The sequence below is a fragment of the Paracoccus cavernae genome (assembly GCF_042430175.1).
GTDB lineage: Bacteria > Pseudomonadota > Alphaproteobacteria > Rhodobacterales > Rhodobacteraceae > Paracoccus > Paracoccus cavernae.
In genome coordinates this window covers 104,059-120,210 of the sequence record NZ_JBHMDZ010000006.1, presented here as the reverse complement: position 1 = coordinate 120,210, position 16,152 = coordinate 104,059, and the positions used below count along the sequence as shown (strand labels likewise).

The following is a 16,152-nucleotide window of genomic DNA, read 5'->3' as shown; positions in this document are numbered from 1 at the left end:
CCGGCCGGAGCCTCCGGCGGGGATATTTGGGCATGAAAGAGATCAGCCGAGCGAAAGGCAGCTGTCGCGACCGTCGCGGGCAATGGTTGCGGCGCCGTCCTGAATGGCGCGGGCACGGCGCGAATTGGTCTGGGGGGTGCGCGATTTCGGCGCGGGCAGGATCGCGGCCAAGGCGGCCGACTGGCGCGCGGTGAGCTTGTCGGGCGTGGTTTTGTAATAGTGCTGCGCCGCCGCATGGACGCCGAAGATGCCCGGCCCGAACTCGGCGACATTGAGATAGACCTCGACAATGCGGCGCTTGCTCCAAAGCGCTTCGATCATCGGAGTGTAAAGGGTCTCGAGCACTTTGCGCGGCCAGCTGCGGCCCTGCCAGAGAAAGACGTTCTTGGCGGTCTGCTGGCTGATGGTCGAGGCCCCGCGAGAGGAGCCGGAGGCCACGACTTTGCGGATCTCCTGCATGTCGAAGCCCCAATGGGAGCAGAAATTCGCGTCCTCGGCCGCGACGACCGAGCGCACCATCGCGGGCGAGATCTCGGACAGGCGGGTCCACTCGTGATCCGTGCCGGGATAGGTGCGGCTTTCGGTGAGGATCGTCCAGGTCGTCGGCGGATTGAAGAGGCTGAAGAGCAGAACGAGCAGGACCATCGCGGCAAGCAGCCGAAGTCCCAGCCAGCGGGCCCAGGACATTGCCCATGAAAACAGCCGTCCCAGCGGTTTGCGCTGGTGGCGGCTGGCGGGCTCAACGGGTGATCGGCTTTGACGCGGCATAGATGGCTCGTGTCATGTCCATGCCGCGCCCGTCAAGCCTTGAGTGCAGCTGCCGGCGCTTGGGGCCGGCAGCTCCGTCGCGATCAGCTTTGTGCTGCGGGGCTCGCGGGGGCCTCGCCTTCGGACGGCTGGACGAGATCGGCCAGCTTGCCGCCGTCAAAGGCTTCGCGCAGGCGCGCCTCGTCGGCATCCGAGAGCGAGCTTTGCAGCACGCGGCCGCTTTTGTGGAAGGCTTCGAGGCGGGCAAGCACCTTGTCCGCGGTCATTTTGCGCACGAGGATGAAGACTGCCGAGCCGCCCGGAACGATGGCTTTGCCGACATCTTTCATGAAGTCGTCATTGATGCCGACATCGGTGAATCGGCCCGCAATCGCGCCCGAGGCCGCGCCGACGGCTGCGCCAAGAAGCGGGTTGAGGAAGAGGACACCGACCAGGGTGCCCCAGAAGCCGCCGCCGACAGCACCGGCTGCGGTCATGTTCATGGCCTGATGCAGCTTGATGTCGTTTTCCGAGCTGCGCGTCGCCACGACGACATCTTCCAGCTCGAGCAGATATTCCTTCTGCATCTTCACGAGTTCGGCGCGCAGCTCGAATCCGGTGGCTTCATTGTCGAAGGCGACGACGATCAGATCTGACATGGCTTTTCCTTTGGATCAGGTTTCGCGGCATTAACGCTTCGTCAATCAGGCCTGTTCCCGTGACAGCCGCGTAAAGGCTGCGGCAATTTGACAGCAAAACGCGGCACCTGTCCTTGATCTGGATCTATTTGGCAAAATGTTGCCCATGAACGACAAAGGGCGGCCAAAAGCCGCCCTCCGCCTTGATGTTCCGCCCGTTTATTCGGCGGGGACTGCCTGAAGATCCTCGATATCGGCGATCGGGAACTTCAGATGCGGCAGCATCTCGCGCGGGCAGATCTGGAGGAAATTGCCCAGCTCCTCCTCCCAGTTCTGCAGGATGTCGGCCGCGCGGCGCGAACCGGTTTCCGCGAGATGACGCTCGATCAGGCCCTTCACCTCCGCCTCCCAATGGGGCTGGGTCACGGGGCACAGCACCAGCGATTCCGCATTGATATACTGCGGTGCCACCCCTTCGGGATCGTAGAGATAGGCCATGCCGCCGGTCATGCCCGCGCCGAAGTTCGCGCCGATCCGGCCAAGGATCACAGCCACACCGCCGGTCATATATTCGCAACCATTGGTGCCGCAGCCCTCGATCACGACATTGGCGCCCGAGTTGCGGACCGCGAAGCGCTCGCCCGCGCGGCCTGCCGCGAAGAGATGGCCCTTGGTCGCACCGTAAAGCACGGTATTGCCGATGATGGTGTTTTCGGCCGCAACCAGCGGGCTCGACATCTGCGGACGCACCACGATCGTGCCGCCCGAAAGGCCCTTGCCGACGTAATCGTTGGCATCGCCCGAGACTTCGATCTTGAGGCCGGGCGCCGCGAAAGCCCCCAGCGACTGGCCGGCCGAACCCGTCAGGCGGATCGTCAGATGGTCGGGTTGCAGAGCGTTGCGCATCCCGAATTTCTGCACGATCATCGAGGATGTCCGCGTGCCGACCGTGCGCTGGGTGTTGCGCACGGCATAGCTCAGCTGCATCTTTTCGCCTTCGCTGAAGAAGCGTTCGGCGTCGCGCACGATCTCCGCGTCCAGCGTATCGGGCACGGCATTGCGCGGCTTCGAGCGGTCATAAACGATCTTGTCGGCGCCATCGACCGTGATCAGCAGCGGGTTCAGGTCGAGATCGTCCAAACCCTTGTCGCCACGGCTGACCTGCGTCAACAGATCGGCACGACCGATGACCTCATCAAGGCTGCGCGCCCCGATGCTGGCCAGAATCTCGCGGACTTCTGTCGCATAGAAGGTGATCAGGTTGACGACTTTATCGGCCGAGCCGGTGAACATCGCGCGCAGCTTTTCGTCCTGCGTACACACGCCGACGGGGCAGGTGTTCGACTGGCACTGGCGCACCATGATGCAGCCCATCGCGATCAGGGCGGCGGTGCCGATGCCGTATTCCTCGGCCCCCATCATCGCGGCCATGACGATGTCGCGGCCCGTGCGCAAACCGCCATCGGTGCGCAAAGTCACGCGCTCGCGCAGCTTGTTCATCGCCAGAACCTGATGCGCCTCGGTCAGGCCCATCTCCCACGGCAGCCCCGCGAATTTGATCGAGGTCGCGGGGCTCGCCCCCGTGCCGCCGTTGTGGCCCGAGATCAGGATGATGTCGGCCTTGGCCTTGGCCACGCCTGCCGCAATCGTGCCGACGCCCGAGGACGCCACCAGTTTCACGGTAATCTTGGCGCGCGGGTTGATCTGTTTGAGGTCATAGATCAGCTGTGCCAGATCCTCGATCGAGTAGATATCGTGGTGCGGCGGCGGAGAGATCAGCGTCACGCCCTTGGTCGAATGGCGCAGACGCGCGATCAGATCGGTCACTTTCATGCCAGGAAGCTGGCCGCCTTCGCCCGGTTTGGCACCTTGGGCGACCTTGATTTCCAGCTCTTCGCAGGCGTTCAGATATTCCGCCGTCACGCCGAAACGACCCGAGGCCACCTGTTTGATCTTGGCGCAGGGGTTGTCGCCATTCGGCAAAGGCACCGAATGCGCCGGATCTTCGCCGCCCTCGCCGCTGTCGGATTTCGCGCCGATGCGGTTCATCGCGATATTCAGCGTCATATGCGCCTCGGGCGACAAAGCCCCCAAGGACATGCCCGGCGTCACGAAGCGTTTGCGGATCGAGGTGATCGATTCGACCTCGTCGATCGGGACAGGTTTGCCCAAGGGTTTGATGTCCAGCAGGTCGCGGATATGGATCGGCGGGTTGGCCCGAAGAGTTGCCGAGAACTGCTTCCAGACGTCATAGGACGCCTTTTCGCAGGCGACCTGCAGCAGCTTCATCGTATTGGCTTCCCAAGCGTGTTTCTCGCCCGAGCGGCGCGATTTGTAGAAGCCGCCGACCGGCAGAAGCTCGACCGCCTCGCCTTTGAAGGCGCGGTTATGGGCCTCGATCAGCTTGGCCTGCAGCCCGTGCAGCCCGATTCCCGAGATGCGCGAATGCATGCCGGGGAAATATTCGGCAACCATTGCCCGCGAAAGGCCGACCGCCTCGAAGTTCAGCCCGCCGCGATAGGAGGACAGGACCGAGATTCCCATTTTCGCCATGATCTTGAGCAGACCTTGGTCGATGGCCTCGCGGTAGCCCTCCATGATCTCGATGAGGTTTCCGGCCAGAAGGCCGCGCTCGATGCGGTCGGCCAAAGTGTCCTGCGCGAGATAGGGGTTCACCGTGGTCGCGCCGCAGCCCACCAGAACCGCGACATCATGGGGGTCGACGCAATCCGAGGCGCGCACATTGAGCGAGCAGAAGGTGCGCAGGCCCTTGCGCGTCAGCCAGCTATGGACTGCCGAAGTCGCGAGGATCATCGGCACACCGACACGGTTCTCCGAGATGCCCTGATCGGTGAGGATGATGTGGCCCGCACCCGAACGCACCGCATCCTCGGATTCGTTGCGGATGCGCGTCAGCGCCTCGCCAAGCGCATCCGGCCCGCCCGTCGCGCTGAAGGTGCAGTCGATCTGCGTCGCCTGATCGCTGAACATCCGCGTCAGCTCGGCAAATTCGCCATTCGCGAGGAACGGGCTTTCGAGCATGGTGATTTCGGTCTGGGCCGAGCTTTCGTCGAGCACGTTCTTGAGGTTGCCGAACCGCGTGCGCAGGCTCATGACGCGGCTTTCGCGCAGGCTGTCGATCGGCGGGTTGGTCACTTGGCTGAAGTTCTGGCGGAAGTAATGCGACAGCGGACGATACTGGCGCGACAGAACTGCAGGCGGCGTGTCGTCGCCCATCGAGGCCAAGGGCTCTTTGCCGTCCTCGGCCATCGGCGCGAGCACCTGTTCGATCGTCTCGATATTATAGCCCGCGGCCAGCTGGCGGCGGCGCAGGGCGTCGCCTTCGAATTCGGCGGTTTCGGGCAGTTTGGCCATCAGCTCGGAGGGCTGGACGACTTTCTCGACCCAATCGCCAAAGGGCTGGCTGCCGGCAAGACGGTCCTTGATCTCGCGGTCGTGGTAGAGCTTGCCGTTCACCATATCGACGGCGATCATCTGGCCCGGCCCGAGCGCGCCTTTCTCGGTCAGAACGGCCTCGTCGACCGGCACCATGCCGATTTCCGAACCCGCGATCAGCAGGCCGTCGCGCGTGACGACATAGCGCATCGGACGCAGCCCGTTACGGTCGAGCCCGCCGCAGACCCAGCGGCCGTCGGTCATGGCAAGAGCGGCCGGACCGTCCCACGGCTCCATCACCGAGTTGCAATAGGCATACATATCGGCCCAGGCCTTGGGCATGTCGGTCGTGGCTTTCGACCATGCTTCGGGCACCAGCATCGTCTTGGTCATCGGCGCCGAACGGCCCGAACGCACCAGAACCTCGAAGACCGCATCCAGCGCCGCCGAATCCGACGAACCCGCCGGAACGATCGGCTTGATCTCGTCGGCCATGGTGCCGAACGCATTCGAGGCCATGCGGATTTCGTGCGATTTCAGCCAGTTGAGGTTGCCTTTCAGCGTATTGATCTCGCCGTTATGGGCCAGCATGCGGAAGGGCTGGGCCAGCCACCATTGCGGGAAGGTGTTGGTCGAATAGCGCTGGTGATAGATCGCAAAGGCCGATTCGAAACGCTCGTCCTTGAGGTCGGGATAGAATTCCGCGACCTGCTCGGCCAGCATCATGCCCTTGTAGATCACCGAGCGGCACGACAGCGAGCACAGGTAAAGCCCCGCGATCTGGGCCGCGACGGCCGCGCGCTCGATGCGGCGGCGGATGATGTAGAGGTCGCGCTCGAAGGCCTCCTGATCCATACCCTTTTCGTTGCGGATCAGGATCTGCTCGATCTCGGGGCGGGTGGCATTGGCCTTTTCGCCCAGAACGGAGGTGTTCACCGGCACATGGCGCCAGCCGTAGATGTAATGGCCCATGCGCAGGACCTCGGTCTCGACGATCGTGCGGCAGCGTTCCTGCGCCGAAAAATCGGTGCGCGGCAGGAAGATCTGGCCGACGGCGATCAGCTTGTCGGGATCGGGCTGGTGGCCGGTGCGGCGGACCTGATCGTAGAAGAAGGGGACGGGGATCTGGACATGGATACCCGCGCCGTCGCCGGTCTTGCCGTCGGCATCGACCGCACCGCGGTGCCAGATCGCCTTCAGCGCGGCGATGCCGTTTTCCACGACCTTGCGGCTCGCCTCGCCCTTGATCGAGACCACAAGGCCCACGCCGCAGGATGAATGCTCGTCATCGGCGCGGTAGAGGGAATTCTCTGCCATCCATGCGCGGCGGGCTTCTTCGCGGGCTTCCCAGTTCTGTTCGAAATCGTTCATTTTTATTCCCTCGATGCTGAGGTGGGAAAGATCAGGACGGCGCGTTGATGCGCACGACCGGGATGGAATAGCCGCGCACCATCTGCAGATCGCAGTCATAGGCGGGCGTGGTTTCCGAGAAACCGGGCTGGCCGGGGAAGGAGAAACGGACCGGACTGTCGTTGGTCTTGGTCGCATTGCCGGTCCAGTCCGACGAGGCTTCGACCCCTCCGTAGAAACGGCCCTGTGCGCGGCTGATATACTGGTTGCCCTGACGGTGGATCAGCTCGTCGCCGCTCTCGTTGAAGGTCTTGAGGTCGAACTGGGTCTCTTCTAGCGCGACGCCGCCGATGTTCTTCGTCACGCCGGTCAGCCGGTCATAGCCGATATGGCGCAGTTTCTCGCCGGTGCTCGACTCCGTCCAGAAGTCGAAATCGTCGCGGCCCGTCCCGATCAAGGTCGAGAAAGAGGCGGGGTCGCTTTCTTGCGAACCAAGCCGGTCGACGATCCCCGAGCGCAGATCGCGGCTTTCGAGCCAGCGGGTTTCCTTGTCGATGCGCGATTCGAAGGTCGGGCCCTCGCGGTCGAAATAGGTCACACGCTGGTCGCCCTGCGGATCGGCGCTGCAGCGGTAATGCTGCGAGACCGTGCAGGAGCGGTTCTGGATCGTGACCTCGAGCGTACAGCCCTCGGGCGGGGTGAAATTCGCGGCAAAGGCGGGCATCGCGGGCGAAAGCAGGGTGGCGGCGACCCAGAGCAGGTGCTTTTTCATCATGCTTTCTCCCTACTCCGCCGCGACCCGGGCGGCATTGCTCAGATATTCGGCGATGCTGTCGGCAGCCTCGCGGCCGTCGCGGATCGCCCAGACCACAAGGCTTGCGCCGCGCACGATGTCGCCGACGGCATAAACGCCGGTGAGGCTGGTGCGGTGGGTCTGGAAATCGGCCTTGATCGTGCCCCAGCGCGTGACCTCGAGCCCCTCGACCCCCCAAAGGCGGGGCAGGTCTTCGGGCTCGAAGCCGAGCGCCTTGATCACCAGCTCGGCCGGCTCGTCGTAATCGGCGCCATGGATCAGCTCGGGCGACTGGCGGCCTGTAACATCCGCCGCGCCGAGACGCATTTTCTGCACGCGGACCGAGGCGATCTCGGTGATGCTGTCGACATCGCGTTCCTGTTCGGTCGCGGCATCGCCGGTGACATGGCCGCTGAAAGCGCCGGGCGCGGACAGCCAGACGAATTCGACGCCCTCTTCCTCGGCATTCTGCACCTCGCGCTGCGAGCCCGGCATATTGGCGCGGTCGCGGCGATAGAGACATTTCACCGATTGTGCGCCCTGCCGGATCGCGGTGCGCACGCAATCCATCGCGGTATCGCCGCCGCCGATCACGATGACGCGCTTGCCGTTGGCGTTCAGCTCGCCATCCTCGAAATCGGGGACATCATCGCCCAGCTCGACACGGTTCGAGGCGGTCAGGTAATCCAGCGCCCGCACCACGCCATGCGCATCGGCATTATCAAGGTCTAGGTCGCGCGTCTTGTAGACGCCGGTCGCGATCAGCACCGCGTCATGACGGCCGCGGATCGCGTCGAAGCTGATGTCCTCGCCGATATTGGTGTTGAGCACGAATTCGACGCCGCCGTCGGCCAGCAGCTTGTTTCGGCGCTCGACCACGTCCTTTTCCAACTTGAAGCCGGGGATGCCGTAGATCATCAGCCCGCCCGAGCGGTCGTGGCGGTCGTAGACGGTGACCTGAAAGCCCATGCGGCGCAGCCGGTCCGCAGCGGCAAGGCCGCCCGGACCCGCACCGATGATGCCGATCGATTCGGCGCGTTCTTCGCTCGGGGCGATGGGGCGGACCCAGCCTTCCTCCCAAGCGGTATCGGTGATGTATTTCTCGATCGCGCCGATGGTGACGGTGCCGTGGCCCGATTGCTCGATGACGCAATTGCCTTCGCACAGGCGGTCCTGCGGGCAGATGCGGCCGCAGATCTCGGGGAAGGTGTTGGTCTCCTGCGAGCGCAGATACGCCTCTTCGGTGCGGCCTTCGGCAGTCAGACGCAGCCAGTCGGGGATGTTGTTGTGCAGCGGGCAATGCGACTGGCAATAGGGAACGCCACATTGGCTGCACCGGCTCGCCTGTTCGAGCGCTTTGGCCGAGGCGAATTCGCGATAGATCTCGTGGAAATCCTGTGACCGGTCGGCGGCGTCACGCTTTTCCGGCATCTGGCGGCCGATGGTGACGAATTTAAGCATCTTCTGCGTGGCCATAGCTGCGCAATCCTTCCGGCAGTGGGAACTGTCGAAAGGAATAAAACGCGCCGCGCGTGATAAAAAGTCAGCTAAGCTTACCTATTTTGCGTTTTCTTGCACGCGAAGGTTGAAAATGGCTGTTTGAGGTCAAGAATTAGGTCAGCTTTACTTACCAACCTATCGATAGAGCCAGTAGGGCAAGGCTTCCGACGATGATTCTCCACCATGCGAAGAAGGCGTAGCCATGCGCCGAGATATAGCCGAGCACCCATTTCACCACGATCAGCGCCGCAATGAAGGCGCAAATGAAGCCGACGACGATGTTCGACATCGCCGCGCTGTCCAGAATGTCGCGGTTCTTCATGAGGTCATAGGTGAAGGCCCCGACCATGGTCGGCATCGACAGAAAGAAGCTGAATTCGGCCGCGGAGCGTTTGTTCGCGCCAAGCGCCAGCGCCCCGACGATCGTCGCGCCCGAACGCGAGACACCGGGGATGAGGGCAAGGCATTGGACAAGGCCGATGGCCAGCGCCATGGGGATGGGGAAATCCTCGGCGCGTTCATATTTTGGGTTCTTGGCCAGCCGGTCTGCAGCCAGAAGGACGAAGCCGCCGATGATCAGCATCGAGGCGATCAGCTTGGGGGTCTCGAACAGGACGTCCTTGATCGTGCTATGGGCCAGAACGCCGACAAAGGCGGCCGGAAAAAAGGCGATGACGACGGCGGCGATGAAATGGCGCGATTTGGGGTCGTGCGGGGCAGAAGAGAACAGCTGCCACAGCTTTCCGGCATAGACGCCGAGGATCGCGAGGATCGCGCCGAGCTGGATCATAACCTCGAAGGCGCGTCCGGGCGAAACGAAGCCGAGGAAATGACCGGCCAACAGGATATGGCCGGTCGACGAAACGGGGATGAACTCTGTCAGCCCCTCGAGCAGCCCCAAAACGGCTGCGACAATCGTGTTGTGATCCATCAGCTCCGGCGCAGGTTTTTGGCGGTATCGGTGATCGCGTTGTATTGGCCTTCGGTGCGGAAGCGCCAAAGATATTCGGGGATGACCGCCAGAGCATTGGTCGGCTGGATGCCGAAATACTCGAGCCCGTTCGACCCTTCGCCGGCACGGTTGTGCAGGCGAAGGCTGCGGGCTTGGTCCTTGGTCAGGATGCGGTTGGTGATCAGCCCGCCGGTCAGGGTCTGGCCGAAATCGAGCGCGCCTCCCGCCAGCGAGGACAGGAAGTGGGGCAGGCCGACGACGGCGCGGCGGCGGCCGGTGACCGCGAGAACCTGATGCGCGACTTCGCGCATGGTCAGGACATCGGGGCCGGCGAGCTCGTAGATGCCCGGCTCGGCCTTGCCGTCGGCAGCCATTGCGGCGGCTTGGGCGACATCCATGACATAGACCGGCTGCACCTCGGTCTTGGCACCCGGCACGAAGAGGATCGGCCCGAAACGGGTCATTGCGCCGATGCGGTTGTAGAAGCTGTCGTCCGAGCCGAAGAGGATCGAGGGGCGCAGGATGACCGCATCGGGGCGATGTTCGAGCACGGCTTGCTCGCCTTGGCCTTTTGACGAGAGGTAATCGCTTTTCGCCTCGGGATCGGCGCCGAGCGCCGAGATATGGACGAACTGCCTGGTGCCGAGCTCTGCCGCGATGCGTGCGACGCGGCCCGCGGCCTCGACATGGATCGCGTCGAAGGTGTTTTTGCCTTCGCGCACCAGAATGCCCACGCAATTCACGACGGCATCGGCATCGGTCATGCTGGCGCGGACGGAAAGATCGTCGCGGACGTTGCACAGGACCGGATCGATTTGACCGGGGACGCCGTAGGTCCGGACGGCCAGAGCCTCGTTCGGGCGGCGGACGGCGACACGGACGCGCCAGCCTTGCGCGGCAAGGATGCGCGCGATCTGCCGGCCCAGGAACCCCGATCCGCCATAAATGGTGACAAGCTTAGCTGCAGACATGCGCCGCTCCTTCGGTAGGTGCTTGTTTGTTCAATAGCCAAGCCCGACGGCTGCGGCAAGCCGTGGTCGCAGATCCTCGGCCAGCCGTTCGGCGACGCGCAGCGCATTTGCCGCAATCGTCAGGCTGGGATTGACCCCGTTCGAAGTCGGCATGAACGAGGAATCCGCGACGTAAAGATTGTCCACGCCATGGAGTTTGCAGTCGCGGTCGAGCACGCTGGTTCTCGGGTCGTCGCCGAAACGCGCGGTGCCGCAGGGATGGGCGAAGTTCAGCTGCGGGGTGTTGCCCATGAACATGGTGCGGCTGCCGCGGAAGCTTTCGCGCATGGCCTTGCGGAAAGCGAGGCGGCGCTGCGTCAGTTCTTCGGAGATCGCGTAGCGGAAATGCAGCTTGTCGGTCAGGCTCGATTCCGGAAGCAGGCGGTTCTCGGCATAGGGCAGATCCTCGAGCACGCCGACGAACAGCTTGGCCGGTCCCAAAAGCTTGGCGGCCATGCGCGCGGGAATGCGCAACCCGTGCCGTAGCGGGCGCAGGCGGCGCAAAGCCGAGCGGTCGAAGCGGCCCTGCATGGCGTAAAGCACCTCGCCATAGCCCGCGTTCAACCCCATCGACTGGATCAGGCCGAATCGCGTGCCCTGCGCGTAATAGACGTCGCGCAGGCTGATCGAGCGGCTCTCGGCCGTGTCGCCCTTGTTGCCCTTGCCCGGCCAGAGGGCGATGATCTCGCTCAGGTGGAACATCAGGTTGCGCCCGACGAGATCTGAGCGGTTGCCCAGGCCCTCGGGCCAGTGCTCGCTGCGCGAGCGCAAAAGCAGGGCAGGGGTGCCCAGACCGCCGCCCGCCAGCACATAGGCCCGCGCGGTCAGGGTGAATTCCTCGCCGTCACGCTCGCAGCGGATGGCGGTGACGCTGTCGCCGGCCTCGATCGCGGTGACGGTGCAGCGGTCGAGCACGGTCGCGCGGCCGCTTTCGATGGCGGGCAGAACGCCCGCGCTGCGGCCGTCCATCTTGCAGCGCTTCGGGCAGCGGCGGCCGAAGCAGCCCTCGCAGCCCGGAATGAAGCGGGCGGCCATATGGGTCTGATAGGGGTGCAGCCCCTCGCGGCGCAGGCCGTCGATGATGTTCTGGTCGGTCTGCGATAGGGCGCGCGGCGGATAGGGAAGCGGCGCGGCTTCCGGGTCGAGCGGGTCGGTTTCGCCGCTGATGTGGAAGTATTTCTCGGCCATTGCGAAGTAAGGCGCGAGTTCCTTGTGGCTCACCGGCCAGCCGCCGGTCGGATGGGGGCGCTCGTTCGAGTGGTCGATGTCGTGGCGCTCGGGCCGTTCCAGTGTAGCGGCATAATAAAGCGAGGTGCCGCCGACCGCCGCGCCGATCATGCCGTCGAGGGGAAAGGAAGTGCCGTCCAGCTCGGCCGTGATCGGCTGGGGCCATGCGCCCGCGCTCAGCCGTTCTTCGGGGCTGTTGGCCGAATTCATCGGCAGGCCGGACGGGGTGTCGCCCAGATCCGCGCCCTTTTCGAGCATCAGAACCGAAAGTCCCAGCTCGCTCAGGCGCCGCGCGGCCATGCCGCCCCCGATTCCCGTGCCAATGACAATCACGTCCCAATCGGCCGTGCGGATATCCTCCGGCATTTCTTTCCTCGTAAACCTACTGTGTAAGCCCGCCAGAATCGGCAAGCTACACGACTATCGTTAAAGTTGTGTCATGATAGAGGCCTGGACTTGGTTAGGTTAAGTTGTCTCTTTGATAGGCTTCTTCAGCCTGAACCAACGGTTTGGGGGCTGTCGAGCTGCCGGATCCGATGTCGCATTGCCGATAAGCGCCCGCCGCTTTTATGCTCGCTGGGCCGGAGGGGAGGTCCGACGGCGATCCCAATTCCGAGGCTACGCCCGGCGCGGCCCATATCCCGAAGCGAGGCGCATCATGCTTGTCGATCCCGATCACCCCTTTTTCAAACGCCTCTGGGTGCGCATTCTTTGCGTGGTCTTCCCGCTGGTCTGGGCAGGGGTGGAGCTTTCCAACGACTCGCCGGGCTGGGCGGCGCTGTTTGGCGCTTCGGGGCTCTATTTGCTTTATTCGCTCTTTCTTTCGCGGCGCGGCGGAAAATAAAAATACGGGGGTGACTCGCATATTCATGCCTTTTGCCTGCGGAAAATTCTGTTTTATCGTAGCCATTGCAGGTGCGCTCCGTGATCGGCCCCAGAGGATGCCGGCGGCCCGCAAAAATAATTTCACCGCGCAAAATGGGGCGATCGCCTGCAATTGCTGGCATTCCCGAGAGGCGCGTCACGGCTTTGTCAAAGTTTCTTAATTTTTCTTTCCAAGGCGTGTTGACACTCCCCCGCGGCATCCGTAAATCACCGCTCACAGCACCTGAGCCCAGGTGGCGGAATTGGTAGACGCGCACGGTTCAGGTCCGTGTGCCGCAAGGCGTGGAGGTTCGAGTCCTCTTCTGGGCACCAAAAAAACCCTGTGATCCCTTGGGATTACAGGGTTTTTTCTATTCCGGCTCCTGCCGGTCGCGTTTGGTGCGTTGCGCATGGACAGTCCGCCTTTCCCTGCTTGTCAGACATTTCCCCGACCAAGCCCCGCTGTGGGCAATCCCGCCTATCCCGCAGTTGATCTTTGTTACCTTTGGTCAATCCGAGGGTCGACGAATTGGTAATTTACGCGATTGATCAAATGCGCTTAACTTGATTGTGAACGCTGCGCGCCGGCACAAGGATCGAGGAGGATCCGTGTCGGCGAAAGAGAAGCGGGGGGACAAATCTGGGACCGCAACCGTCCGATCATCCCGAAAAGCCTGTGTTCGGCCGCTGTCGCGGTTGGGCGGACGGGTCGTTCGGGGCGGGGGACGGCCATGCGGACCGTCACTTTTCTCCCGATCCGCTTTCGGCCGTCAGGCCTTTGCCCGACCACTTGCGGGCTTTGGCGGCTGGCGGTTTCGCGGCGATCGGACTTCGCCAATCTAGACCCATCGAGACGCGCCGCTTGCGGTGCATCGACCATGAATTGGCCAAGCGGGTCGGAAGAAGGGGCTCCGGCTCCGGTTTCGCGATCCTCCGGCGCGGGGCGGTTTTCCCCGCAAGGCCGGAAAACCACAAAAACATGGAAAGGGAGCAAGGGACACCATGGTAACAGCAGCGCCAGAAAACGAGCGCGCCCGGCCAATGACCGGCGAGGAAAAGAAAGTCATCCTCGCCTCGTCTCTCGGGACAATATTCGAGTGGTACGATTTTTTTCTTTACGGATCACTGGCGGCGATCATCGGCGCGCAGTTCTTTACGGCCTTCCCCGAGGCCACCCGCAACGTCTTTGCGCTTCTGGCCTTTGCCGCGGGCTTTATCGTGCGGCCGCTCGGCGCGCTGGTCTTCGGCTCGCTGGGTGATCTGGTCGGACGCAAATACACCTTCCTGATGACCATCATGATCATGGGTCTGTCGACCTTCATCGTGGGTCTTCTGCCGGGCTACGAATCCTGGGGCGTTGCCGCTCCGGTCATCCTGACCCTTCTGCGCATGTTGCAGGGTCTGGCTCTTGGCGGAGAATATGGCGGGGCTGCGACCTATGTCGCCGAGCATGCGCCCAAGAACCGCCGCGGCTATTACACCAGCTGGATCCAGACCACCGCGACCTTGGGCCTGCTGCTCTCGCTCGCGATCATCTTGATGGTGCAGTCCTATGTGAACGGCGCTTACGATCCGGTGCCGCAATTCGCCAATGGCGCGCCACTGCTCGGGCCCGACGGCCAGCAGGTCATGCTGGACCCCTTCCGTGCATGGGGCTGGCGTGTGCCTTTCCTCGTCTCGATCGTGCTTTTGCTGGTCTCGCTCTATATCCGTCTGCAGATGGAAGAGAGCCCGGCCTTCAAGAAGATGAAGGAAGAGGGTGCGACCTCGAAAGCGCCGCTCCGCGAGGCTTTCGGCCAGTGGAAGAACATCAAGATCGGCCTGATCGCCTTGTTCGGTCTGACGGCCGGTCAGGCTGTGGTCTGGTATTCGGGCCAGTTCTACGCGCTCTTCTTCATCAACAACGTCGTGAAGGTCGACAGCTTCACCTCGAACGTGCTGATTGCCTGGGCGCTGATCCTCGGGACCTTCGGTTTCGTGTTCTTTGGCGGGCTTTCGGACCGGATCGGGCGCAAGCCGATCATTCTGGGCGGCTGTCTGCTGGCCGCGCTGACCTTCTTTCCGGTCTTCCACGAGATCACCAAAACCGCCAATCCGGCTCTGGCCAATGCGCAGGACAACCTCGCGGTCGTCGTGACGGCCGATCCCGCCACCTGCTCGTTCCAGTTCAACCCGACGGGCGCGTCGAAATTCACCTCTTCTTGCGACATCACCAAGGCGCTTCTGGCGAAAACCTCGGTGAACTATGTCTCGGAGGATGCGCCTGCTGGGACGGCCGCGACCGTGCGGATCGGCGATGTGCTGATCGATGCCTATGACGGCACCCTGACGGGGCCGGAACTGGCCGCGGCCCGCACCGCTTTCGAGGGCGAGGTCAACGCGGCCCTGACCGCGGGCGGCTATCCGGTCGTGGCGGCGGACAATACCACCGTCGCCAAGGCGGAGCACTTCTTCGATATCTTCACGGGCCAGAAGCTGAAGATCATCGGTTTGCTCTTCTTCCTGCTGATCATGGTCGGCATGGTCTATGGCCCGATGGCGGCGGCTTTGGTCGAGCTTTACCCAACCCGCATCCGCTATTCGGGGATGTCCTTGCCCTATCACATCGGCAACGGCTGGTTCGGGGGGCTTCTGCCCGCGACGGCCTTCGCGATCTCGGCGCAGGAGGGCAATATCTACGCCGGTCTTTGGTATGCGGTGATCATCGCGGCGGCGACCGTCGTCATCGGCCTGATCTTCGTGCCCAATGACGGCCACAAGCGCAGCCTCTTCGACGAGGATGCCGCCTGATCGCCCGCTTCGGCCTCGTCGCAGGACAGGGGCCGGAGAACCACGGGACAATCTCCGGCAGGCCGCGCATCCTTTGCGCGGCCTGTTGCGTTGTGGCCCTGTGTCGGGGTTAGGGCAGGGCAGGCGGCCCCCTTCGGGCACGACTGTGCCGCATATCCGCCCATCGGGCGGCACGCAGGGGCTGCGGGCCGAACGGGGGTAGCGAAAGCGGAGTGAAAAGGATTAGAGCATGAGCACGACCCATCACCTGCTACGGGGCATCATGAGCATTCATCTCTATCAAAACGATCTGCCCGATGATCTGGATCTGGGTCCGGTCGTCGCGATCGACACCGAGACCATGGGCCTCGACCCGCGCCGCGACCGGCTTTGTCTCGTGCAGCTGTCCTCGGGCGACGGCTCGGCCCATCTCGTCCAGATCGCCAAGGGCCAAACCGATGCCCCCAATCTGATGCGCCTTCTGACCGATCCCGAGGTGGTGAAGCTGTTCCATTACGGGCGTTTCGACATTGCCGCGCTCGAATCCGCTTTCGGAGTGGTGACCGCGCCGGTCTGGTGCACCAAGATCGCCTCGCGGATGGTGCGCACCTATACCGACCGCCACGGGCTGAAGTACCTGCTTTCGGAAATGGTCGGGGTTGATATTTCCAAGCAGCAGCAAACCAGCGATTGGGGTGCCGAAAACCTCAGCGACGCCCAGCTCGAATATGCCGCATCCGACGTTTTGCACCTGCATGCGCTAAAGGCCGCGCTCGAGCTCCGGCTGGAACGCGAGGGCCGTATGGGCCTTGCACAGGCCTGTTTCGACTTCCTTCCTGCCCGTGCCCATCTCGATTTATTGGGATGGTCGGGTGAAAAAGACATCTTCCAGCACTAGATTGCCGA

General features: G+C 63.1%; 11 protein-coding genes and 1 tRNA gene. 4 read left to right on the top strand and 8 right to left on the bottom strand.

Features of this window, described 5'->3' with window-relative positions; translation table 11 throughout:
* Window positions 1-42 precede the first annotated feature (42 nt).
* From mtgA to ACFFUC_RS07425, 8 genes are all read right to left on the bottom strand, one after another.
* Window positions 43-768: a monofunctional biosynthetic peptidoglycan transglycosylase gene (mtgA, locus tag ACFFUC_RS07460; RefSeq protein ID WP_377684968.1), complete on the bottom strand. Its 726-nt coding sequence runs from the start codon at window positions 766-768 to the stop codon at window positions 43-45.
* Window positions 769-851: 83 nt separating this feature from the next.
* Complete coding sequence (locus ACFFUC_RS07455) at window positions 852-1,406, bottom strand: DUF1269 domain-containing protein (RefSeq protein WP_377684966.1); 555 nt, start codon at window positions 1,404-1,406, stop codon at window positions 852-854.
* A gap of 198 nt (window positions 1,407-1,604) precedes the next feature.
* Window positions 1,605-6,152 carry a glutamate synthase large subunit gene (gene gltB, locus ACFFUC_RS07450; RefSeq protein ID WP_377684965.1) on the bottom strand — a complete coding sequence of 1,516 codons (4,548 nt, stop codon included), beginning with the start codon at window positions 6,150-6,152 and terminating at the stop codon, window positions 1,605-1,607.
* 31 nt (window positions 6,153-6,183) lie between these two features.
* Complete coding sequence (locus ACFFUC_RS07445) at window positions 6,184-6,906, bottom strand: hypothetical protein (RefSeq protein WP_377684964.1); 723 nt, start codon at window positions 6,904-6,906, stop codon at window positions 6,184-6,186.
* A gap of 9 nt (window positions 6,907-6,915) precedes the next feature.
* Window positions 6,916-8,400 (bottom strand): NAD(P)-dependent oxidoreductase, encoded by a 1,485-nt coding sequence (locus ACFFUC_RS07440; protein WP_377684963.1) that lies wholly within the window; start codon window positions 8,398-8,400, stop codon window positions 6,916-6,918.
* A gap of 151 nt (window positions 8,401-8,551) precedes the next feature.
* Complete coding sequence (locus tag ACFFUC_RS07435; RefSeq protein WP_377684962.1) at window positions 8,552-9,355, bottom strand: undecaprenyl-diphosphate phosphatase; 804 nt, start codon at window positions 9,353-9,355, stop codon at window positions 8,552-8,554.
* On the bottom strand, window positions 9,355-10,347 hold the full coding sequence (locus tag ACFFUC_RS07430; RefSeq protein ID WP_377684960.1) for a complex I NDUFA9 subunit family protein: 993 nt from the start codon (window positions 10,345-10,347) through the stop codon (window positions 9,355-9,357). Before ACFFUC_RS07430 ends, ACFFUC_RS07435 begins: the two co-directional genes overlap by 1 nt.
* 30 nt (window positions 10,348-10,377) lie before the next feature.
* A complete protein-coding gene (locus ACFFUC_RS07425; protein WP_377684958.1) occupies window positions 10,378-11,979 on the bottom strand; it encodes a GMC oxidoreductase in 1,602 nt (533 codons plus the stop codon).
* 292 nt (window positions 11,980-12,271) lie between these two features.
* Here ACFFUC_RS07425 and ACFFUC_RS07420 point away from each other — a divergent pair, with 292 nt between their 5' ends.
* The 4 genes from ACFFUC_RS07420 (at window position 12,272) to ACFFUC_RS07405 (ending at window position 16,144) form a co-directional block, all read left to right on the top strand.
* Complete coding sequence (locus ACFFUC_RS07420) at window positions 12,272-12,457, top strand: hypothetical protein (RefSeq protein WP_377684956.1); 186 nt, start codon at window positions 12,272-12,274, stop codon at window positions 12,455-12,457.
* Between the two features lie 268 nt (window positions 12,458-12,725).
* Window positions 12,726-12,810, top strand: a tRNA-Leu gene (locus ACFFUC_RS07415).
* A gap of 708 nt (window positions 12,811-13,518) precedes the next feature.
* Window positions 13,519-15,267, top strand: a complete 1,749-nt coding sequence (locus ACFFUC_RS07410) for an MFS transporter (protein WP_377684954.1) — start codon at window positions 13,519-13,521, stop codon at window positions 15,265-15,267.
* A gap of 262 nt (window positions 15,268-15,529) precedes the next feature.
* A complete protein-coding gene (locus ACFFUC_RS07405) occupies window positions 15,530-16,144 on the top strand; it encodes a ribonuclease D (RefSeq protein WP_377685291.1) in 615 nt (204 codons plus the stop codon).
* Window positions 16,145-16,152: the final 8 nt, after the last annotated feature.